The sequence below is a fragment of the Paeniglutamicibacter sp. genome (assembly GCF_046714615.1).
Lineage (GTDB): Bacteria > Actinomycetota > Actinomycetes > Actinomycetales > Micrococcaceae > Paeniglutamicibacter.
Window position 1 is genome coordinate 65,649 of sequence record NZ_JBKKAP010000104.1, and the last position, 21,132, is coordinate 86,780.

Annotated in this window: 17 protein-coding genes; 11 read left to right on the plus strand and 6 right to left on the minus strand. The window is 66.8% G+C overall.

What is annotated here, in order from left to right:
- Window positions 1-52: 52 nt before the first annotated feature.
- The 4 genes from polA to rpsA all read left to right on the plus strand — a co-directional run bounded on the left by polA (window position 53) and on the right by rpsA (window position 7,074).
- The gene (polA, locus tag ACLQ7E_RS12825) at window positions 53-2,683 is read left to right on the plus strand and encodes a DNA polymerase I (RefSeq protein ID WP_411732977.1); all 2,631 of its coding nucleotides are present in this window, start codon (window positions 53-55) and stop codon (window positions 2,681-2,683) included.
- Window positions 2,683-3,978, plus strand: a complete 1,296-nt coding sequence (locus tag ACLQ7E_RS12830) for a GNAT family N-acetyltransferase (RefSeq protein WP_411732957.1) — start codon at window positions 2,683-2,685, stop codon at window positions 3,976-3,978. The genes polA and ACLQ7E_RS12830 overlap by 1 nt, the downstream gene beginning before the upstream one ends.
- 53 nt (window positions 3,979-4,031) lie before the next feature.
- On the plus strand, window positions 4,032-5,327 hold the full coding sequence (locus tag ACLQ7E_RS12835) for a GNAT family N-acetyltransferase (protein WP_411732958.1): 1,296 nt from the start codon (window positions 4,032-4,034) through the stop codon (window positions 5,325-5,327).
- A 280-nt stretch (window positions 5,328-5,607) separates the two neighbouring features.
- Window positions 5,608-7,074, plus strand: coding sequence for a 30S ribosomal protein S1 (gene rpsA / locus ACLQ7E_RS12840; RefSeq protein WP_411732959.1), 1,467 nt, complete (start codon window positions 5,608-5,610; stop codon window positions 7,072-7,074).
- A 542-nt stretch (window positions 7,075-7,616) separates the two neighbouring features.
- Here the strand turns inward: rpsA and ACLQ7E_RS12845 are convergent.
- The 4 genes from ACLQ7E_RS12845 to ACLQ7E_RS12860 form a co-directional block, all read right to left on the minus strand.
- Window positions 7,617-7,883 (minus strand): hypothetical protein, encoded by a 267-nt coding sequence (locus tag ACLQ7E_RS12845; RefSeq protein ID WP_411732960.1) that lies wholly within the window; start codon window positions 7,881-7,883, stop codon window positions 7,617-7,619.
- Window positions 7,876-9,228 (minus strand): S8 family serine peptidase, encoded by a 1,353-nt coding sequence (locus tag ACLQ7E_RS12850; protein ID WP_411732961.1) that lies wholly within the window; start codon window positions 9,226-9,228, stop codon window positions 7,876-7,878. The genes ACLQ7E_RS12845 and ACLQ7E_RS12850 overlap by 8 nt, the downstream gene beginning before the upstream one ends.
- An 80-nt stretch (window positions 9,229-9,308) precedes the next feature.
- Window positions 9,309-9,878, minus strand: a complete 570-nt coding sequence (locus tag ACLQ7E_RS12855) for an isochorismatase family protein (protein ID WP_411732962.1) — start codon at window positions 9,876-9,878, stop codon at window positions 9,309-9,311.
- 120 nt (window positions 9,879-9,998) lie between these two features.
- Entirely contained in the window at window positions 9,999-10,994 is a 996-nt protein-coding gene (locus ACLQ7E_RS12860) for a patatin-like phospholipase family protein (protein ID WP_411732963.1), read from the minus strand.
- 290 nt (window positions 10,995-11,284) lie between these two features.
- On the opposite strand from ACLQ7E_RS12860, the gene ACLQ7E_RS12865 reads away from it, so the two are divergent.
- Window positions 11,285-12,073, plus strand: a complete 789-nt coding sequence (locus ACLQ7E_RS12865; RefSeq protein WP_411732964.1) for a PIG-L deacetylase family protein — start codon at window positions 11,285-11,287, stop codon at window positions 12,071-12,073.
- A 22-nt stretch (window positions 12,074-12,095) separates the two neighbouring features.
- Here the strand turns inward: ACLQ7E_RS12865 and ACLQ7E_RS12870 are convergent, their stop codons facing one another.
- Both ACLQ7E_RS12870 and ACLQ7E_RS12875 read right to left on the minus strand, forming a co-directional pair.
- The gene (locus ACLQ7E_RS12870; RefSeq protein WP_411732965.1) at window positions 12,096-13,235 is read right to left on the minus strand and encodes a class I SAM-dependent methyltransferase; all 1,140 of its coding nucleotides are present in this window, start codon (window positions 13,233-13,235) and stop codon (window positions 12,096-12,098) included.
- A complete protein-coding gene (locus ACLQ7E_RS12875; RefSeq protein WP_411732966.1) occupies window positions 13,232-13,906 on the minus strand; it encodes a YigZ family protein in 675 nt (224 codons plus the stop codon). Before ACLQ7E_RS12875 ends, ACLQ7E_RS12870 begins: the two co-directional genes overlap by 4 nt.
- Window positions 13,907-14,007: 101 nt before the next feature.
- Here ACLQ7E_RS12875 and ACLQ7E_RS12880 point away from each other — a divergent pair, with 101 nt between their 5' ends.
- From ACLQ7E_RS12880 to ACLQ7E_RS12905, 6 genes are all read left to right on the plus strand, one after another.
- Window positions 14,008-16,236, plus strand: coding sequence for an FAD-binding protein (locus ACLQ7E_RS12880; RefSeq protein WP_411732967.1), 2,229 nt, complete (start codon window positions 14,008-14,010; stop codon window positions 16,234-16,236).
- A gap of 4 nt (window positions 16,237-16,240) precedes the next feature.
- Entirely contained in the window at window positions 16,241-16,849 is a 609-nt protein-coding gene (gene coaE / locus ACLQ7E_RS12885; protein ID WP_411732968.1) for a dephospho-CoA kinase, read from the plus strand.
- The gene (locus tag ACLQ7E_RS12890) at window positions 16,821-17,174 is read left to right on the plus strand and encodes a hypothetical protein (RefSeq protein ID WP_411732969.1); all 354 of its coding nucleotides are present in this window, start codon (window positions 16,821-16,823) and stop codon (window positions 17,172-17,174) included. Before coaE ends, ACLQ7E_RS12890 begins: the two co-directional genes overlap by 29 nt.
- Window positions 17,171-17,644, plus strand: coding sequence for a hypothetical protein (locus ACLQ7E_RS12895; protein WP_411732970.1), 474 nt, complete (start codon window positions 17,171-17,173; stop codon window positions 17,642-17,644). Before ACLQ7E_RS12890 ends, ACLQ7E_RS12895 begins: the two co-directional genes overlap by 4 nt.
- Before the next feature lie 47 nt (window positions 17,645-17,691).
- A complete protein-coding gene (gene uvrB / locus ACLQ7E_RS12900) occupies window positions 17,692-19,794 on the plus strand; it encodes an excinuclease ABC subunit UvrB (protein WP_411732971.1) in 2,103 nt (700 codons plus the stop codon).
- A 205-nt stretch (window positions 19,795-19,999) separates the two neighbouring features.
- Window positions 20,000-21,034, plus strand: a complete 1,035-nt coding sequence (locus ACLQ7E_RS12905; RefSeq protein WP_411732972.1) for a TerC family protein — start codon at window positions 20,000-20,002, stop codon at window positions 21,032-21,034.
- The last annotated feature ends 98 nt before the right edge of the window (window positions 21,035-21,132 follow it).

Genomic DNA, 21,132 nt, shown 5'->3' on the forward strand with positions numbered 1-21,132 from the left:
CAAACTTGTGGCAACCGATCCCCAGCGCCTGCTCGTCATTGACGGGCACTCCATGGCCTTCCGTGCCTTCTACGCACTGCCGGCAGAAAACTTTGCAACCGACACCGGCCAGTACACCAATGCCGTGCACGGATTCGTGTCGATGTTGCTGACCATGATCCGGCAGCAGAAGCCCACCCACGTGGCCGTGGCCTTCGACCTTGACACCCCCACGTTCCGCTCACTGGAATACACCGAGTACAAGGGCGGCCGCAACAAGACGCCCGAGGAATTCCACGGCCAGATCGATTTGATCCGCAAGGTCATGGAGGCCATGAACATCCCGTCCATTTCCATGGACGGCTACGAGGCCGACGACATCCTGGCCACGCTGGCGGCAAAGGGCGAGGCGGCAGGCTTCGACGTGCTGGTCGTCTCCGGGGACCGGGACGCCTTCCAGCTCATCACCGAAAAGACCTTGGTGCTTTACCCCAAGAAGGGCATCTCCGACATCCCGCCCATGGACGGCGACGCCGTCGAGGCCAAGTACTTCGTGCGCCCCGAACAGTACTCGGACCTTGCGGCACTGGTCGGCGAGACCGCCGACAACCTCCCGGGCGTTCCCGGGGTCGGTCCGAAGACGGCGGCCAAGTGGATCAACCTCTATGGCGGTCTGCCGGGCATCCTGGAGAACATCGATGCCATCAAGGGCAAGGTCGGCGACTCGCTGCGCGAGCACGTGGACAACGTCACCCGCAACCGCCGCCTGAACCACCTGTTGCGCGACCTTGAGCTGCCGGTGGCCTTCGAGGCGATGATCCTGGATCGCCCGAACCGCGAGGCCATCGAAGAGCTCTTCGACGCGCTGCAGTTCAACACCTTGCGCAAGCGCCTCTTCGACCTCTTTGGCGACGATCCGCAGGACGCCGCCGAGGAGGCGGAGATCCCCGCCCACGAGCTGCTTGGAGATGCCGCCTCAGTCGAGGCCTGGTTCGGCGCCCACGGCGGGCAGTTGCTGGGCGTGCACGCGGCCACCGTCGGTGCCGCCGGCGGCACCGACGTGGTGGGGCTGGGCTTCGCCTCGAACGACGCCACGGCATTCGTCTCCCTCGAGGAAATCGATGAGGAAACCGAGCAGGCACTGGCCAAGGTGCTGTCCTCGGTGAGCCATTCCAAGGCGGTGCATGATTTCAAGGGCACCTACAAGCTGCTGAAGAACCGGGGGCTGGAACTGGCCGGGGTCGTGGATGACACCATGATCACCGCGTACCTGATCCAGCCGGACCGCCGCAGCCACGAGTTGCCCGACATCGCCCAGCAGCACCTGCGCATCGCGCTGGAAGATTCCAAGGCCCAAGCTAACGGCCAGTTGACCCTGGACCTCGAAGGCCCGGACCTGGCCACCCCGGCGGCCCGCGGGGCCCACGTGGTGCGGGCGCTGAGCCTGTACCTGGCCGGGATGCTGGTCGAGCGCGGGGGAGATGCCCTGCTCAATGACCTGGAAATGCCGCTCTCGCTGGTTTTGGCCCGCATGGAAATGGCCGGCATCGCCATCGACACCGCCAAGCTCGACGGCCTCTACGACGACTTCACCGCGACCATCAACCAGGCCACCGAAGAGGCCTACGGGGCCATCGGCCACGAGGTCAACCTTTCCAGCCCCAAGCAGCTGCAGGTGGTGCTCTTCGAGGAACTGGACCTTCCCAAGACCAAGAAGATCAAGACCGGCTTCACAACCGACGCCGAGTCCCTGCAGGATCTGCTGGTGAAGACCGGGCACCCGTTCCTGGTCGCACTGATGGCCTATCGCGACGCCACCAAGCTGCGCCAGACCGTCGAGGGGTTGCGCAAGGCGGTGGCCTCCGACGGCCGCATCCACACCACCTACGCGCAGACCGTGGCCGCCACCGGGCGCCTGTCCTCGCTGAACCCGAACCTGCAGAACATCCCGGTCCGCTCCGAGGAGGGTCGGCGCATCCGCGAGGTCTTCGTCGTCGGCGAGGGCTACGAGACCCTGCTGACCGCCGACTACTCGCAGATCGAAATGCGCATCATGGCGCACCTCTCCGAGGACGAGGGCCTGATCCAGGCCTACCAGGACGGGGAGGACCTGCACCGCTTCGTCGGCTCCCACGTCTTTGGCGTCGAACCTGCCGAGGTCACCAATGAGATGCGCTCCAAGGTCAAGGCCATGAGCTACGGCCTGGCCTACGGGCTGAGCTCCTTCGGGCTCTCCAAGCAGCTGAAGATCTCCGTCGACGAGGCGCGCACCTTGATGAAGGACTACTTCTCGCGCTTCGGCGCGGTGCGCGACTACCTGCGCGCCGTGGTTGACCAGGCCCGCAAGGACGGCTACACCGAAACCATCTTCGGCCGCCGCCGCTACCTGCCCGAGCTGGCCAGCGACAACCGCCAGCTGCGCGACATCGCCGAGCGCGCCGCGCTGAACGCCCCCATCCAGGGCTCGGCCGCCGACATCATCAAGCGCGCGATGCTCGGGGTCGAGGAAGGCCTGGCGGAGGCGGGGCTGAAGAGCCGCATGCTGCTGCAGGTCCACGATGAGCTGGTGCTGGAGGTGGCCCCGGGCGAACTGGAAACGGTGGAAGAGATCGTGCGGGAAAAGATGGGCGCCGCCGCGGAGCTCAAGGTGCCCCTGGACGTGCACGTGGGCATCGGAACGTCTTGGCAGGACGCCGGACACTAATGTTCGAGCGGCAGCTGCGCATCGAGGATGTCCCGCTGGCCCGCCGCGCCGACACCGGCGCGGCGTCGGCAGGCTATGCGGCCTGGCTGAACACCGGGTGGGAGGGGTTCCACCAGCAGCCCGCCACGGCGGACCAGCTGGAACAAATGCTGCAATCCCACGAAATCGCTGCGCGGGTGCTCACCGGGGTCTACGACGATTCGCTGCCCGCCGGACTGGTTGACCCGCTGCTGCCGGTGGCGACCTACGCCACTTTCGCCAAGACGCTGAACCTCGGGCCCGGCCCGGTCCCGGCGCACCTGATCACCATGGTCACGGTGCGTCCGACGCATCGTCGCCGCGGCATCCTGCGGGAACTGATGACCGCAGACCTCGCACGGGCCAAGGCCGCGGGATTCCCCGTGGCGGCGCTGACCGCGTCCGAGGCGACAATCTACGGCAGGTTCGGCTTCGGCCGGGTCACCGAGCAGCAGACCCTGCACCTGGATGTGCGCGGGGACGTGCGCTTCCATGGCGCACCGACCGGATCGATGCTCCAGGTCCCTCCGCACGCGCTGGCCGGGATCGCCGGCCCCGTCTTTGAACGTTTCCATGCATCCCGCCGCGGCTCCATCGGGCGCCAGGAAGCCTACCTCCGCCACGCCACGGCACGCTGGGGCCAGGAGGGCCCCGACCCGGATCCGAAGCTGCGCGCGGCGGTCCACCTGGATGTGGCAGGGGAGATCCAGGGATTCGTGACCTACGCGTTTGCCGGCTGGGAGCCCAAGCCCGTCACGCTCACCGTCCGCGACCTGGTGGCCACCACGGAGGTGGCGCGCCGTGAAATCTTCCGCTTCCTGGCGAGTGTCGATTTGATCGAGCGGGTCAGCTATCCCTTCGCTGCGGCCAACGACCCGCTGGGCTGGGCACTGGAGGACCCCGCGCGGATCAGCTACACCGGGCGCGAACATGGCCTGTGGGTGCGCGTGCTTGATGTCCCCGCGGCCTTCGCCGCCAGGGAATACCGCGGATCCGGGTCGTTCGCGCTGCGCGTGACCGACCCGCAATCCCTGGTCTCCGGGTCATATACTTTTGCGATCCGCGACGGGCGGGCCGTGATCTCGGAATCGGCCGAAGACGCACCTGCCGATTTCTCCTGCAACGCCGCGACCCTGGGCCCGCTGCTGCTGGGCGCCTGTGGCGTCGGAGAACTGGTTTCCGCCGGACTGCTGGAACCTTCCGAACCCGCGGCGCTGGCCTCGCTGGCCGCACTGCTGGATCTGCCCGGCCTGCCGCACGCCATCAACGGTTTCTAGGAACTCCCGCCACCACATCCCAGCCCCCTACCCCGGAAGGCAGCCCCAAGACCATGAGTGATGACACCACGATTCGCCTTGAACGATTCGAACCCGAGCTCATCGACGGTGTCCCGGCTCCCTCGACCGTCGACTTCCTGACGGCCATCAGCCGTGGATTCCACGAATCCCAGCTGGACGCCGACGAACTGAAGATCCTGGCGGGGCTCGAGATTGCCGACAACACCACCTTCACCGCCGTCTACGACGAGGCGGCGGTGCAGCCCTCCCTGCACGCCGAGGCACCGGTCGCCACCTACGCATCCTTTCCCGGCACGCTGAACATCGGCGGGGGAAACCTGATGCCGGTGCACCAAATCACCTCGGTCACGGTCAGTCCCACCCACCGCCGCCGCGGCCTGCTGCGCACCATGATCACCGAAGATTTGGCCGTGGCCCGCGAGGCCGGTGTGGTGTTTGCTGCGTTGACCGCCTCCGAGGCCACCATTTACGGTCGCTTCGGGTTTGGCAGGGCAACCCAGCGCGCACGGTTCACGCTCAAGACCCACCGCGGGGCGCCCTTGCGCGTCGAAACCGAGGGCAGCGTCGTGGCCGTTGCCCCGGACGTACTGAAGAAGTATGCCCCGGCCATTTTCGCCGCGGCGCATGCCCACACGCTCGGTTCAATCAGCGCCACCCAGTTCGATGTGGGCCAGGCCGCGGGCCAATGGGAGGACTATGACTCGCTCAAGCCGGTGAACAACCTGCGGGCAGCCTTGCACCTGGATGCACAGGGCAAGCCCGACGGATTCATGAGCTACTTGTTTTCCGGGTGGAAGCTTGACCCGCCCACCATGGAAATCGGCCAAATGTGCACGGTGACCGGTGCCGCCCGCCGTGAGCTGATCGCCTATCTGGGAGCCCACGACCTGGTGGAAAAGATCACCGGCCGCGGCCCGGTCGACGATGTGCTGCCCACCGCGCTTGAAAACGCCAGGGCCTACAAGGCCACCGCGGTCGGCGACCACCTGTGGCTGCGCATCCTTGATCTTGAAACCGCTCTGACGGCGCGCACCTACGGCCGCGACGGGCGCATCCTGCTGCGAATACATGACTCCCTGGGAATGGCCGAGGGCCATTGGGAACTTACGGTCGTGGATTCGGCAGCCAGCGTGCGCCGTGCCCCGGAGAACAGCGAACCCGCTGCAAGCCTTGACATCCGCGACCTCGCCTCGCTTTACCTTGGCGGGTTCAGCGCCGCGCACCTGGCAGCGGCAGGTGTACTCAAGATCCACGCCACCGGGGCCGTCCAGACCCTTGACGCACTGTTCGCCACGGACACCATTCCTTATTGCCAGGCGGATTTCTAGGGCCACCAGCACCCCGCATGCCATCGGCCACGGTTCGCTGCAATCCCCGGAATCGAGGATGCTGCCCCTGCCGGGGCTCCCCGGGGCCTTGCCCCGGGGGATCGGACGGGCCGGCTTGACAAGAACGGCGGTTCCCGTTTTGACCCTGCGGGTGCGGGGGAATAGACTAAGGGGGCGTGTTTCGGCTATTGCCGTGCCCGCACCCAATCTAAATTCGGAATATGCCGGGGCTTCCGGCTGACCGACTCACACAGACTATCCACATCGGAGTCCCTACTACATGACCATCACCTCCAACGAGAAGACCAGTGCCCCGGTCGTTGCAATCAACGACATTGGCTCTGCTGAAGACTTCCTCGCTGCCGTCGACGCCACCATCAAGTACTTCAACGATGGCGACCTCGTCGAAGGCATCGTCGTCAAGGTTGACCGCGACGAAGTTCTGCTCGACATCGGTTACAAGACCGAAGGTGTCATCCCTTCCCGCGAACTTTCCATCAAGCACGATGTTGACCCGGGCGACGTTGTCGCTGTCGGTGACAACGTCGAGGCCCTCGTCCTCACCAAGGAGGACAAGGAAGGTCGTTTGATCCTGTCCAAGAAGCGTGCTCAGTACGAGCGTGCCTGGGGCGACATCGAAAAGATCAAGGAAGAAGACGGGGTCGTCACCGGCACCGTCATCGAGGTGGTCAAGGGCGGCCTTATCCTCGACATCGGCCTGCGCGGCTTCCTGCCGGCATCGCTCGTCGAAATGCGCCGTGTGCGCGATCTGGCTCCGTACATCGGCCAGGAAATCGAAGCCAAGATCATCGAGCTGGACAAGAACCGCAACAACGTTGTTCTTTCCCGCCGTGCCTGGCTCGAGCAGACCCAGTCCGAGGTTCGCTCCACGTTCCTCAACAAGTTGGAAAAGGGCCAGGTTCGTCCCGGCGTCGTTTCCTCCATCGTCAACTTCGGTGCATTCGTGGACCTTGGCGGCGTAGACGGCCTCGTCCACGTTTCCGAGCTGTCCTGGAAGCACATCGACCACCCGTCCGAGGTTGTCGAAGTTGGCCAGGAAGTCACCGTCGAGGTTCTCGAGGTCGACCTGGACCGCGAGCGTGTTTCGCTCTCGCTCAAGGCCACCCAGGAAGATCCTTGGCAGACCTTCGCCCGCACCCACGCCCTCGGGCAGGTTGTTCCGGGTAAGGTCACCAAGCTGGTTCCGTTCGGTGCATTCGTTCGCGTCGAAGACGGAATCGAAGGCCTCGTGCACATCTCCGAGCTGGCCGTGCGCCACGTGGAGCTGGCCGAGCAGGTTGTCTCCGTTGGCGACGAACTGTTCGTCAAGGTCATCGACATCGACCTCGAGCGTCGCCGCATCTCGCTGTCCCTCAAGCAGGCCAACGAGGGCGTCGATCCCGAAGGCACCGAATTCGATCCGGCACTCTACGGCATGGCCGCAGAGTACGACGAAGAGGGCAACTACAAGTACCCGGAGGGCTTCGATCCGGAGACCAACGAGTGGCTTGAAGGCTTCGAGACCCAGCGTTCGGCTTGGGAGCAGCAGTACGCTGACGCCCAGACCCGCTGGGAAGCCCACAAGAAGCAGGTTGCACAGCACCTTGCCGACGACGCTGCAGCAGAATCGGCTCCGGCCGAGTCCGCTTCCAGCAGCTACTCCTCGGATGTTCCGGCAACCGAGGCCGGCACCCTGGCATCCGACGAGGCCCTCGCAGCACTGCGCGAGAAGCTTGCCGGCGCCTAAGCCACACACTTTTGATGGATCGCTGATCCACCTGAAGTAACCCGACAAGGGCCCCCGTTCCAGCAATGGAACGGGGGCCCTTGCCAATTCCCGGTAAGGTGGCGGTTCGGCCCTCCATCGAGTCTTGGAAATGCCACTCCCTTGACCCCCCCCGCCAAATGCCGGGTCAACTTCCCGTGATCCGACGGGACAAGGAATCGCGGCCCGGGTGCCACGAAACGTGCTCGTCAACGTCGCTGCCATGCGCGGATCAACCCTGCCGGGCACGGCGAGTCCCATCTCGCGGGCCGGTGCTTGGGGAACGCCTGGAACGGCGCCCCCGCAAGGAACGCCACGCCATTGGCCCGAATCTCCGGGACGAGATCGACGCACTGGAAGCGGTCTGGTTCATCGACGCCCATTGACCTACGCCGGGCGGGGATGCAGGGCAGTGAACCTTGCAACCGCGGGAGGATGCCGCAATACTTCGCCGAACCTTCCGCCTCGCCGCGGGACCCGCACCACGGTTCCCGCGGCAGGTGGCACCATGCGCCCCCCCCCGTCTATTGGATCTCGCTATCCGGCGGGCTGATTCGAACCTGCCGTGCCGGGTCGACGGATTGCACGCCCTCCACACCTGCCAGTGTTGGTAGTGTGGCTTCCTCGGCACGGCCGATGATCTGGCCGAGGGTGCCAAGCACCCTTTCGACCCGCATGCCGGCAGATTCGAGCATCTCGGTGACTTCCTGCACCCGGCCCAGATACTGGTTTTGCACGGTGACGATGTAGCCAACCGTCTTCGGTGTCGACTGCTCCGCGTCATCACCCATGGCCGTAAAAGCTTTCCGGCGAATCGTCTTCCGGCTCGGGCACTGGTTCAGGCACCGGCTCGGGGGCCGGTGCCTGGGCCGGCGGAGGCGCCAGCGCCAGTCCGGCACCGACATCGACGGAGAACTGCTCAAGCCGTTCGGCCTCCTGGACGAGTTCCGCCCAGAGTTCGCGTCCGCGGAATCCGGTGGCTTCGGACAGCAGCGCCGCGATGCCGGCGACGTGGGGAGTGGCCATCGACGTGCCGCTGATGGTGTTGTAGCTCTTGGGCATCGGCCACGAGGAATAGACCCGCACCCCGGGTCCGGAGACATCGACCTGGCCGCCGCGGCCCGGCAGGGTGCGGGCCGAGAAATCTGCGACGTCCAGCTTTTCATCCAACGCGCCGACGGACAGGATATAGGGGCTGTTGGCCGGTGCGCCCACGAACCCCGGGTTGCCCGCCGAACGCCGGGCGTTGTTGCCGGCCGCCGCGACGATCAGGGTTCCGCGCTCGAGTGCCCGGTGGCCGGCGGCGACGTAGGGCGGGTGGACCTCCCGCACATCGGCACCCAGCGACATCGAGATGATGTGGCAGTCGTTTTGCAAGGCCCAGTCGATTCCGGCAAGGATTCCGGTGTCGGAACCCGACCCCTCGTTGCTGAGCACCTTGCCGGCAAAGATGGAGGCCTCCGGCGCGACGCCGTAGCCGCGGGCACCCGGCAGCGGGCGCGGGCCGCAGGAGGTTCCGATGCAGTGGGTTCCGTGGCCGTGGCCGTCGTGGGAGTCCTCACCCTCGATGAAGGACATGGTGGTGACGTCGCGTCCGGCGAAATCGGGGTGCCCGGCGTCGAAACCGGTGTCCAACACTGCAACCCGGATGCCGCGGCCGGTGTATCCGGACTCCTGGGCACGCACGGCCTGCAGGCCCCAGGTACCGGCGTCGGTGTCGGCGAAGGGCGGCCCGGCCGAGGTCCCCGGCTCATCGAGAGGGCTCGACAGGATCCGGTAAACCAATTCCGGAACAATGCGCAGCGGCATGTTTCGCGACGCGCAGTGGGCGCGCAATTCCCCGAGCTGTGCCGACTCGCCGTCCACGACCGCCACGCCGAGGCGCGGGAAGTAGGTGTCAAGCGAGAACCCTTCCTGCTCCAGGATGCTCGGCACCTCGTCCTGGAGTCCACGGGCACCGAACACGTCGCCGGCGGATGGGTGTTCGGCGGCAAAGACGACCACATACCGACCCGGGACGGGCGTGGCTGCGTTGATTGCGGGGGATTCGTCGGGGTTGAACATGGCGTGCTCCTCAAGGGTGCGTTGCCGTCCTGGGGGTGTCCACGACGACAACTCAGGCTGGTTCTCCTGCATGACAAGTTTCTAGCACCATACCGCCCGGAAGGGGGCCTTGGGTAGGGAAAATGCCGAGCGGTTCGGAGCGTGCCGGTTCTTCAGTCGTTCAACACCACGGGACGGAAGCCGACCTGGTCGGAGCGCTCCAGCGAGAAATCCTGGTTGGGGTAGTCGAGCGAGGAAAAGTACGCGTTGGTGTGTGCGATGATCTGGTCCCCGGTCAGGCTCTGTCCCTCGAAGGTCGCCGCCCCCGTGGTGTGGGCGTCCCGCACCACCGTGACGTCGTAGCCCATGGCCGCCGCGCGCCCGGCCGTGGTGCGCAGTGAATAATCCGATTGCGCGCCGCAGACCACGAGCCGCCCCACGTCCTCGGCGATCAGGGAGGCGTGAAGCCCGGTGCCGGTGAAGGCGTCGCGATACGACTTGTGGATCCGGTGCTCGCCGTCCAGCGGCTCCAACGGGGAAACCAGCCGCCACGGCGTCGAGTGGCGCTCGAATTCGCGTTCGTCCTGCACCCAGTAGACGGGGGTGCCGGTGTCGCGGGCCCGGACGAGAAGGTCCTGGATGCGCGAGACAACCTTCTTGGGATGCACGCAGTATTCCATCACGCCGTTTTGCATGCTGATGATGACCAGTGCCGTTTTTGATCCTTCGAGTTTCTCGTCCATGGAAGCAGTATTGCACCGCTTCGGGGCCCGGACCGGGATATGGCTCGCGGAGGGAGGACCGGCGAGCCGCCGATGCGGTTGCCAAGGCGCGCATCGGTGGCTCTTGGCTTCCCGGGGGCGTCAGCGCCAGAAGTCGGTGAGCTGCCCGGCAAGCGCCCTGCCTTGGCCGTATCCGGCCCGGGCGGCGGGCGGTCGCGTCGAGGGGTCCATCATGTTGTTGCCGAATGCCTTGAGGGAACCGTTGTCCGGCAGGATGGTTTCGACCCTGCTGCCACCGGCACACAGTTCGTCGACCTGCGTTCCAAGTTGCATGCCCCACTCCAACGGGTGCCGCGTCCTGCCGCCGAGCGGGGAGAGCACCAGCACCCGGTCGTATCCGGCTGCAAGGTCGGCGTTCTCGCTGGATCGCCGGTAGCCGCCGTCGATGAATCGGTCCTCGCCGATTCCGTAGGCGAAGGAACTGGCACAGCTGGCGGCCACGGCGTCCACCAGGTCGATTCCGCTGTGCCTGTCGAACACGACGGGTTCGCCGGTGCGGGCATCGACCGCCGTGATGAGGATCGGTTGTTTCGGCCAGTGCTGGCCGGGCAGCCGTGCGGCCACCGTCTCGCGCCACCGCGTTTGTCCGGAGCCGTCCGACGCTGCATCCAGGTCGAGCGCCGCCGCACCCATTCGGCGGCGCATGTCGGCCGGATCTGCAGCGGCGGCGATGATCTCGCTCGTCCTGCGCATCTGGTCGGCCGCCGCTCCCATGGGAGCGCGTCCACTCCCGGACTCGATCTCAGCGGTCCGTTGCGTGGGCGCAGCGGAAAGGATGTCGGCCAGCAGCCGGGGTGGGCTCGCGCCGGAGATCTGGGCCGCGGCCGTGGATCCGGCCGACGTGCCGATGACCAGATCGGCCCCAGTCACATCCAGCCCGGCCTCGAAGAGGCCGGCGATGACGCCAATCAGCCAGGCATTGCCTGCCGATCCGCCGCCGCCGAGGACCAATGCCCGCTCGCCGGCAGTGCGCGCCCGCTTGGTGGCGTCGACTTGCGGCTGGTCCTGGGCGGCCCTCGGCCGGTCGGGGGCCGTCGGCAAGGTGAAGCGCGGAGTTGAAAAAGGTGTTGAGCTCATGGGAGTCGCCTTTCGCGATTTGCCTGTTGGGCGCTCCCGGTGGCGACTAGTCCAGTCGCGCGATCGTGGACTGCAGGGGAGCGCCTACTCTGGATACTGCATTCATGGGGGCTCACCTCCTGCCGATGGATCACGATCACCGCAAAAATATCACGCTGAAGAAGCGGTGCACAACAGTTGAAGCCCGTCGGCCCCGGGTGCAGGAGGAGCCGGAGCGATGCAGGGTAACCCTTTCGTTGCGGCCGACGTATGCATAGGCAGAAGCCGCGGCCAGGACTAAAATGTGCCCCATGAATGAGCCGCATTCCATCGCGGTCATCGTTGCCCATCCCGACGACGATGCCTATGGTTGCGCCGGTTCCATTGCGTTGCATGAGCACGACCCGGGGTTCCGGTTTGTCTTGGTGCTGGCCACCGACGGGGCCGCCGGCCAGATTTCCGCCGGCGTGCCCGCAACCCCGGAAACCCTTGGCGCGTGGCGCCGGGTGGAAAGCGCCAACGCGTGGCGTGCCCACGGCACCATCCCGGTGCGCCACGAATGGCTGGGCTACGACGACGGGCATGTCCCGGAGGTCGGCTTCGAGGAACTGGTTCAGCGGGTGCACGCGATCCTGCTGCAGGAGCGGCCCCAGGTGGTTGCGACCTTCGGTCCGGACGGGATCACCGGGCATCGCGACCACATCGCCATTGGACGTGCCACCGACGAGGCGTTCCGGCGTGCCCGCCAGGTTCCGGGACCCGGGCTTCGGCGCCTGGTCCATGGCGCCATCCGCGCCTCGGTCTTTGAACGGTGGAACACCGTGCGCCGGCGCACGGGCGTCGAGGCCTGGGACCCCAACCTGGAATACCACCTGCGCCCGGTGCCCGACGAGGCCATCGACATCGAGGTCGACACCTCGGCGGTGTCCTGGCGCGTGGTCGCCGGGTTGTTGGAGCACCGCAGCCAGCGCGACGTGCTGATGGAACCGGTGAACACCAGGCGGTGGCAACGCGTGGTGTCGCGCGAGCCCTCCGTCTTGGCGTGGCCGCCCCGCGGCGCGGGGGAACCGGTGCTGACCGATCTCTTTGAAGGTCTCTGAGCCGCTCCCGATTGCGCGGGGACTACTTCCGCGTCGACACCGTCACGGTGAACTTCGGGTTCCTTGCGACCTGGCGGGTCGGGCCCACGAGCTTTTCGAGCTGCCCGCGGTAGCCGAGGTGCGAATTCCAGACGCACCACAGCTCCCCGCCGGGGGCCAGCACCCGGCCGGCATCGGCAATCAGCTTCAAGGCGATCCCTGCATGCACGGTGTTGCCCATGTGGAAGGGCGGGTTCAGGACCACGAGGGACTCGGAGGCATCGGGCAGCGAGGCCAGGGCGTCGTCCTGCACCGCCGTGATCCGTTCGGCAACCCGGTTGGCGGCGGCGGTGGCGCCGGTGGAGGCCACGGCCGAGGCCGACTGGTCCGAGGCGCGCACGGCCAGATGCGGGTGTTTCAGGGCCAGGAATGCGGCAATGGTCCCGTTGCCGCAGCCCAGGTCCACGGCGTGGCGTGCGTCGAGGGGAATCTCGAGGTGTTCGAGCAGGAAGCGGGTCCCGGGATCCAGCTTGGCCCCGCCAAAGGTCTGCGCGAAGGCGCGCACCTGCAGCGGTTCGGGCAGCCCGAGGGCGTGCGAGGACTGCAGCGGGAAGCGCGGTGCGGGACGGTCCGCCGCGGGGCGAACCGCGGTGGCGGTGAGCACCCGGGATTTCTGGCGGCCAAGCGAGGCGGTGACCGACTCGAAATAGCGGCCCAGCACCTCGTTCATGGACAGGCTCATGTGCTTGATGCGCCCGGTGGCCAGCACCGTGACACTGGCCGCGGCGTGTTCGGCCACGAAACCAAGCATTTCCTCCAGTGCGTCCAGCGACCGGGGCAGCTGCACCAGCACCAGGGTGGCACCAACGAGCAACTCGCCGCCCAGCGGCAGGTGCCGGTATTCGCCCGCCAGCCCCGGCAGCAGGCGCGCGGCGTTCGCATCGGTGGCGCGGACGCCGGAGAGGGCATCCTGGTGCACCCGCAGCCCGCGGACCGAGGCATCCAGGGCGCCGAGCACCAACGCGCCGTAGTGGTCGCCCAGGATCACCACCCGGCCCGGCTCCTGCGGCCATCCGCCCTCGCCGGCAAGGTCAAGCAGCAGCCTGTCGGCGGCATCGACGGCCTGCAGGTTTTCCGCCTCCACGTCGGGCCAGCGGCGCAATTGGTCAAAATCAAGGCTCATCGGACATCCACCCATTCGGTTCCAAGGTTTGTTGCGGTGCTGGCCCCTGCGCTGAGGGTGGCCAGGCGGTCCCTGAACGAGGCGAGGACCGCGACTTCGTCGTTCAGGGCGACCTTCAGCGTGGCAAGCCGTGGCCCGTAGTCGGTGCCCAGGACCTGGACGCCGCCGGCGCGCAGGTCGTTTTCCAGGCGCCCGGCGGCGGCATAGTCGGCATCGACACCCAGGATCCGCATGCGTTCACGGCGAAGCAGCGGGGCCGCATCAAGCGCGCCAGACACGGACTCCGAGTAGGCGCGCACCAGTCCTCCGGCGCCCAGCAGGATCCCGCCGAAGTAGCGCACCACCACGACGACGATGTCGGACAGGTCGGTTTTCCCGCCGGCGGTCTCCCGCTTGGCCATAGCGTCGAGCATCGGGATTCCGGCAGTGCCTGAGGGCTCGCCGTCGTCGTTGCTGCGCATCGCGGTGCGGTCAGGGCCCAGGATGAAGGCGCTGCAATGGTGCCTGGCATCGAAGTGCTTCTTGCGCAGCTCGGCAACCAGGGCGCGGGCATCGGCCTCGGATTCGACGCGGCGCAGGTAGGTGATGAAGCGGGAGCGCTTGATCTCCAGCTCGCGGACGAAGTCGCCATCCACCGTCGTGTAGGCCGTCGCCACAGAATCGTTGTCCATTACCGATCCAGTCTAGTCAATCGGGGCCGGGCATTGTCGGTGCGGGTGTGCGGTGGAAGAATCGGTGCGGGGGACCGGAAGCCGAATTGGGGCGGGAAAGAGTGCTGCGACTGAGTTTGCTGGGGGAGCAACGACTCACCCGCCAGGGCACCGACCTGGCGGCGGGCGGGTCGCGGGTCGTTGAGCTGCTGGCCTACCTGGTCCTGCATCCGGGGATCCAGGTGCCCCGGGCGGTGCTTGCCGGGACCTTCTGGCCCGACACCCCGCAGCCGCAGGCCATGACCAACCTGCGCCGCGAACTGCACAACCTTCGCCTGCTGCTGGGCGGCATCGAGGTCCTTGGCATGTCCGACGGGGCCATCGGCTGGGTCCCGCGGGCAGGGTTGAGCGTGGATGTGCACCTCTTTTTCACCGAGCGGGCCGCGGCGCTGCTGGCGGCACAAGCGCACGACCCGGCCGGTTTCCTGGCCCATGCCCAGGCGGCGCTGAAGGAATACCGGGGGGATTTGATGCCGGGGAACTACTCCGACTGGGTGCCCGAACCGCGGGAGCGGATCCTGCGGGAATGCACCGCCCTGTGCGACGAGACCGCAGCGGCACTGACCGCGGCGGGCGAGGGGCAGGCGGCACTGGAGGTGGCCGGACGGCGCGTCACCATCCAGCCGCTGGAAGAGGTCGGGCACCGGGGGCTGATCCGCGCCCACCTGGCCCTCGGGGACTGGCCCGCGGCGCTGCACGCCTTCCACCGTTGCGCCGAGGTCCTCGAAGGCGAGCTGGGCGTGTTGCCCGCGGCCGAGACCCGCGCGTTGCTGGGCATGGCTGCCCCGTCCCGGGGCGAACGCCTGGCGAACAGGGGCACGCATAGCGTGGGCACCAGCACCGAAACCAACACCGCCACAGGAGGCAAGACCATGGAAGAGCAAACCACGACCGCCACGGGCGCGCAGGAGCTTTTTGCCCCGCTTCGCGCATCCCTGCGCGGGACACTGACCCTGCCGCAGGATCCGGGCTACGACGCGGCACGCGCCGTCTACAACGGCATGATCGACCGCCGCCCTGCCGCGATCGCCCGCGTCACGGACACCGCGGACATCGTTGCCTGCGTCAACTTCGCCCGCACCAACCAGCTGGAGCCGGCGGTGCGCGGCGGCGGCCACCAGGCCTCCGGCATGTCAGTGGCCGACGGCTCGCTGGTCATCGACCTGGGCGCCATGCGCTCGACGACAGTCGATCCGTCGGCGCACACCGTGCGGGTCGACGGCGGGGCGGTGTGGGGGGATGTCGACCACGCCACCGTGGCCTTCGGGATGGCGGTGCCCAGCGGGTTCATCGCCTCCACCGGGGTTGGAGGGCTGGCCCTGGGCGGCGGCATCGGGTACCTCACCCGGCGCTATGGGCTGACCGTGGACAACCTGCTGGCAGCCGACGTGGTGCTGGCCGACGGAACGCTGGTGAAGGCCGATGAAGTGCACAACCCCGACCTGTTCTGGGCGCTGCGCGGCGGCGGCGGGAACTTCGGCGTCGTCACCTCGTTCACCTTCCGCATGAATCCGATCGGCGAGCACGGGAGCATCATTGGCGGACCGGTGTTCTACGATTTGGCCGACACGCCCGCGGTGATGCGCTGGTACCGGGAACTGCTGCCGACCCTGCCCGAGGAACTCTCCGGCTGGTTCGGGCTGCTCACAGTCCCGCCGGCCCCGCCCTTCCCCGAGGAGCTGCAGGGCCGCAAGGTTGCCGCCATCATGTGGTGTTACACCGGGGCGCACGAGGCAGCCGAGACGGTGCTGGCCCCGGTGCGCGAGTTTGGCTCCCCGCTCATGGTTGGCCTGGCTCCGATGCCCTTCGATACCCTGCAGAAGACCTTCGATCCGCTCTTCCCGGCCGGCCTGCAGTGGTACTGGCGCGCCGACTTCGTCAAGGAGATCTCCGATGCCGCCATCGAGATCCACGCGCGCTTCGGCGAAGCGCTGCCCACCGGGTACTCGACCATGCACCTGTACCCGATCGACGGGGCTGCAGCCCGGGTCCCTGCCGATGCCACCGCCTTTGCCTACAGGTCCGGCGGCTGGGCGGGGGTGATCGTGGGGGTTGACCCCGATGCGGCCAACGCGGAACTCATCACCGCATGGACCAAGTCCTACTACGACGAGCTGCACCCCACCACGGCCGGCGGGGCCTACGTGAACTTCATGATGGAGGAGGGCGCGGACCGGATCCGCGCCTCCTACCTGCACAACTACGACAGGCTGGCCCGCGTCAAGGCGCAGTACGACCCGGCGAACCTGTTCCACCACAACCAAAACATCGCCCCCGCGACTGTAGGCTAGGTGCATGCTCAATGTTGGTCTGACAGGCGGAATCGCCGCCGGGAAATCCGCGGTGGCGCGCCTGCTGGTGGAACGCGGCGCCGTGCTCATCGATGCCGACGCGGTTGCCCGGGCCGTGGTGGAACCCGGGACCCCGGGCCTGGCCGAGGTCGTTGCCGCCTTCGGCCCCGGCATCCTGGACGATGCCGGGGCCCTGGACCGCCCGGCGCTCGGGGCGCTGGTCTTTGCCGATGAGTCCAAGCGCCAGGTGCTGAACGCCATCGTCCACCCGCTGGTGCGCGCCGAGGCCGAGCGGCTGCGTGCCGCCGCCCCGGGGGATGCAGTCATTGTCCAGGACATCCCGCTGCTGGTCGAGGGCGGGCAGGCGGGCAACTTCGACGTGGTCCTGGTGGTCGCCGCCCCGCTGGCCGAGCGCATGCGGCGCATGGTCGAAGACCGGGGGATGGACGAATCCGACGCCCGGGCACGCATTGCCGCGCAGGCCACCGACGAGGAACGCGCTGCCGTGGCCGACGTCGTCATCAACAATTCCGGCTCGCTCGCCGAGCTGCGCCAAAACGTCACCGAGATCTGGGAGTCCCACATTGCCCCATCCATCAGCCGTGCCCGCTGAGAACGCCGAGAACGCGCAGGCCAGGGCGGAACTGGCGGCGCTGCTTGCAGCCGAAATGGGCAAGGCCCACACCGAGATGCGCATCATCCGCGGATTGTGGGTGCTTGCGGCGACCACCCTGGCCGCGGCCGTGGTGCTCTGGCTCGTCTTCGGCGGGCGCGACCAATTCATCGCCCGCGCCTCGGGCTACGACGCGCAGGTGCTGCTCCCGGCCTGGCTGGCCCTTGCCGGGCTGCTCTCCGCCGCCGCCGCAACCGTGCTGTTCATGATCCGGTTGATGCGCGGCGCCCTGGGCAACATCGTTCAGAAGCAGGCCCGGAAGTGAACACCGCCATGGTCGCCGAATCCTTCCTCCGGCACGAACCCGCGGACGGGGCCACGCCCCACCTGGTGAGCATCCAGCGCGACCCCGGACGCGCCGCGGGCCTGGAGGGAACCGTGGGATCGGTCCAGCTGCGCTACCACTCGCTGCAGCTGGTCCCCGTGGACCTCGTCGACGATTTGCCCGGGATCTGGCACGCGCTGCTGGACACCGTGGAAGGTTTCCTGGCCGACGGGCACGCCGAGGCACGATACCCCTCCCTCGAGGCGGGGTTCGGGCTGGAGGCACGCGGGGACATCGCCAAGTTCACCGCCGGGAAGGTGCGCCACATCGTGGACGCCGGCGAACTTATCGACGGCATCCTGGGCGGGGCCGCCGCGTACTTCGGCTTCGCCGCCGGCACGCAGGACGCGGCCATGGCCCGCATCAAGCAGCTGCGTTCGCGGGCCGCCGCGGCGGGCCTTTGCGCCTAAGGCGAGCACGCCCCCAATCGGTCGGTGCCAGGGCGTAGCCTAGGTACATGAGTCTTGCGCAGCAGATCAACCGCGTCGTCGCCCCCTTCGAGGTCATCAGCGAGTTCTCGCCCGCCGGCGACCAGCCCGCGGCCATCAAGGAACTGACGACCCGCATCAAGGCGGGGGAGAAGGACGTGGTGCTCCTCGGTGCCACCGGCACCGGCAAGTCCGCGACCACGGCCTGGCTCATCGAGCAGGTGCAGCGCCCCACCCTGGTGATGGTGCAGAACAAGACGCTCGCCGCGCAGCTGGCCAACGAGTTCCGCGAGCTGCTGCCCAACAACGCGGTGGAGTACTTCGTCTCCTACTACGACTACTACCAGCCCGAGGCCTACGTCCCGCAGACCGACACCTTCATCGAGAAGGACTCCTCGATCAACGAGGAGGTCGAGCGCCTGCGCCACTCCGCCACCAACGCGCTGCTGACCCGCCGCGACGGCATCGTGGTCGCCACCGTCTCCTGCATCTACGGCCTGGGCACCCCCGAGGAATACGTCGCCGGCATGGTCACCCTGAAGAAGGGCGCGGAGCTGAACCGCGATACGCTGCTGCGCAAGTTCGTGGCCATGCAATACGCGCGCAACGACATGGACTTCCACCGCGGGACGTTCCGGGTGCGCGGGGACACCGTGGAGATCATCCCGATGTACGAGGAGCAGGCGCTGCGCATCGAGTTCTTCGGCGACGAGATCGAGTCGATCCACACGCTGCACCCGGTCACCGGCGAGGTGATCCGCGAGGAAAACGAGATGTACGTGTTCCCGGCCAGCCACTACGTGGCGGGCGCCGACCGGATGAACCGGGCCATCAAGGACATCGAGGACGAGCTGCAGCAGCGCCTGTCCACCCTGGAGAACCAAAACAAGCTGGTGGAGGCCCAGCGCCTGCGCATGCGCACCACCTACGACCTGGAAATGATGGAGCAGATGGGGTTCTGCAACGGCATCGAGAACTACTCGCGGCACATCGACGACCGCGAGGCCGGCACCGCCCCGCACTGCCTCATCGACTACTTCCCCGACGACTTCCTGCTGGTCATCGACGAATCCCACGTCACCGTCCCGCAGATCGGCGCCATGTACGAGGGCGACATGTCGCGCAAGCGCACCCTGGTCGAACACGGCTTCCGGCTGCCCTCGGCCATGGACAACCGGCCGCTGAAGTGGGACGAGTTCCTGGAGCGCATCGGGCAGACCGTGTACCTTTCGGCGACCCCGGGAAAGTACGAGCTGGGCAAGGCCGACGGCGTGGTGCAGCAGATCATCCGCCCCACCGGCCTGATCGACCCGGAGATCATCGTCAAGCCCACCAAGGGACAGATCGACGACCTGCTCGACGAGATCCGCGCCCGTGTGGAGCGCAATGAGCGCATCCTGGTCACCACGCTGACCAAGCGGATGGCGGAGGACCTCACCGACTACTTCACCGAACACGGGGTCAGGGTCCAGTACCTGCACTCGGATGTTGACACGCTGCGCCGCGTCGAGCTGCTGCGCGAATTGCGCATGGGCCTGTTCGACGTGCTGGTGGGCATCAACCTGCTGCGCGAGGGCCTTGACCTTCCCGAGGTCTCGCTCGTGGCGATCCTGGATGCCGACAAGCAGGGCTTCCTGCGCTCGGCGACCTCGCTGATCCAGACCATCGGCCGTGCCGCCCGAAACGTCGACGGCCAGGTGCACATGTATGCGGACAAGATCACCGACGCCATGGCCAAGGCCATCGACGAGACCAACCGGCGCCGCGAGGTGCAGCAGAAGTACAACTCGGACCACGGGGTGGACCCGCAGCCGCTGCGCAAGAAGATTGCCGACATCACCGATTCGCTGGCCCGCGAGGACGCCGACACCCAGGAGCTGCTGAACAACCAGCGCCTGGCCAAGACCGCCAAGCGCTCGGCCGCCGGCACCAAGAAGGCCCACGAGACGGTGCGGGCCGACGGCCTTGCAGCGGCCCCGGCGGAGAATCTGGTGGACATGATCAGCCAGATGACCGAGCAGATGCATGCCGCCGCTGCGGAGTTGCACTTCGAGGTCGCCGCCCGGCTGCGCGACGAGGTCTCGGAGCTGAAGAAGGAACTGCGGCAGATGAAGAATGCGGGCCACGCGTAGGGGGGGCGTTCACGGGACTGAAACATGAGTACGTTAGACTGGTTGCAGCGTAGGGGAGTATCCCACTTGTGCTGTGATCGTCAACACGTGGGGCAATGGTGCCCCGCCGGGCGCAGCGGCCGTCCCAATCTGAGCGGGCGGCGGAGAGACTTGCGGTAATTCCACGTACCCCGTTTTGAAAGGCCCCACATTGGGAAACCACGGCTTGACGCTGCAGTTTGAGATCATTTCTCTTTCCGCACTGTGCATCATTCTTCTGCTTGACCTGCTTTACGTAGTCAAGAAACCACACGAACCCTCGATGAAGGAATCCGGCCTCTGGGTCGGTTTCTACGTCACCCTGGCACTGATCTTCGGCGCCGTTGTCTGGTGGCAGGCGGGCCCGGACCTCGGCCAGCAATTCATTGCCGGCTGGGTGACCGAATACTCGCTGAGCATAGACAACCTCTTCGTGTTCATCATCATCATGGCCCGCTTCTCGGTGCCGCGTAAATACCAGCAGGAAGTGTTGATGTTCGGCATCATCATTGCCCTGATCCTGCGCGGCATCTTCATCATCCTCGGTGCAGCTGTCATCGAGAACTACTCGTGGGTCTTCTACATCTTCGGTGCGTTCCTGCTGTGGACCGCCTGGAAGCAGGCCACCGACAATGGCGAGGACGAGTCCGACGGCGCCAACAACGGCCTGGTCTACAAGCTGACCAAGAACCTGCCGATCTCCAAGGAATACGACGGCAACAAGCTGCGCACCGTCATCGACGGCAAGAAGATGTTCACCCCAATGGTCATGGTCTTCGTGACCATCGGCATGACCGACCTGCTCTTCGCCGTGGACTCGATCCCCGCGATCTTCGGCTTGACCCAGTCCCCGTTTATCGTCTTCACCGCGAACCTGTTCGCGCTGATGGGCCTGCGCCAGCTGTACTTCCTGCTCGGTGGCCTGATGGACCGCCTGGTCTACCTCAAGCACGCGCTGTCGATCATCCTGGCCTTCATCGGCGTCAAGCTGGTCTTCCACGCGATGCACGTCAACGAGTTGTCGTTCATCAATGGTGGCCGGCACATCGAGTGGGTGCCGGAAATCTCGATCACCGTCTCGCTGGTGGTCATCCTCGGCACCATCGTGATTGCCACGGCTGCCTCGCTGCTTTCCCCTGCCGGCCGCCGCGCCGCCGAGGAGCACAAGATCTCGAAGGCAGCACAGGCTGCCGAAGAGGAGCAGGTCGGCAAGGGCGAGTAGCCCTTTCCCGGACTGACATCACCACACCCGTCCGGGGCCCCGGGTGGATTTTGTGGGGCCGCCCCCCCCGCCGCGAAAACTCAAGCACCATGATAAGA

What these genes read in the sequence shown, in the direction of transcription:
- polA (WP_411732977.1), top strand. Translation starts at nt 53, where the DNA reads ATGGCCTTCCGTGCCTTCTACGCACTGCCGGCAGAAAACTTTGCAACC.
- ACLQ7E_RS12830 (WP_411732957.1), top strand. Translation starts at nt 2,683, where the DNA reads ATGTTCGAGCGGCAGCTGCGCATCGAGGATGTCCCGCTGGCCCGCCGC.
- ACLQ7E_RS12835 (WP_411732958.1), top strand. Translation starts at nt 4,032, where the DNA reads ATGAGTGATGACACCACGATTCGCCTTGAACGATTCGAACCCGAGCTC.
- rpsA (WP_411732959.1), top strand. Translation starts at nt 5,608, where the DNA reads ATGACCATCACCTCCAACGAGAAGACCAGTGCCCCGGTCGTTGCAATC.
- ACLQ7E_RS12845 (WP_411732960.1), bottom strand. Translation starts at nt 7,883, where the DNA reads ATGGGTGATGACGCGGAGCAGTCGACACCGAAGACGGTTGGCTACATC.
- ACLQ7E_RS12850 (WP_411732961.1), bottom strand. Translation starts at nt 9,228, where the DNA reads ATGCAGGAGAACCAGCCTGAGTTGTCGTCGTGGACACCCCCAGGACGG.
- ACLQ7E_RS12855 (WP_411732962.1), bottom strand. Translation starts at nt 9,878, where the DNA reads ATGGACGAGAAACTCGAAGGATCAAAAACGGCACTGGTCATCATCAGC.
- ACLQ7E_RS12860 (WP_411732963.1), bottom strand. Translation starts at nt 10,994, where the DNA reads ATGAGCTCAACACCTTTTTCAACTCCGCGCTTCACCTTGCCGACGGCC.
- ACLQ7E_RS12865 (WP_411732964.1), top strand. Translation starts at nt 11,285, where the DNA reads ATGAATGAGCCGCATTCCATCGCGGTCATCGTTGCCCATCCCGACGAC.
- ACLQ7E_RS12870 (WP_411732965.1), bottom strand. Translation starts at nt 13,235, where the DNA reads ATGAGCCTTGATTTTGACCAATTGCGCCGCTGGCCCGACGTGGAGGCG.
- ACLQ7E_RS12875 (WP_411732966.1), bottom strand. Translation starts at nt 13,906, where the DNA reads ATGGACAACGATTCTGTGGCGACGGCCTACACGACGGTGGATGGCGAC.
- coaE (WP_411732968.1), top strand. Translation starts at nt 16,241, where the DNA reads ATGCTCAATGTTGGTCTGACAGGCGGAATCGCCGCCGGGAAATCCGCG.
- uvrB (WP_411732971.1), top strand. Translation starts at nt 17,692, where the DNA reads ATGAGTCTTGCGCAGCAGATCAACCGCGTCGTCGCCCCCTTCGAGGTC.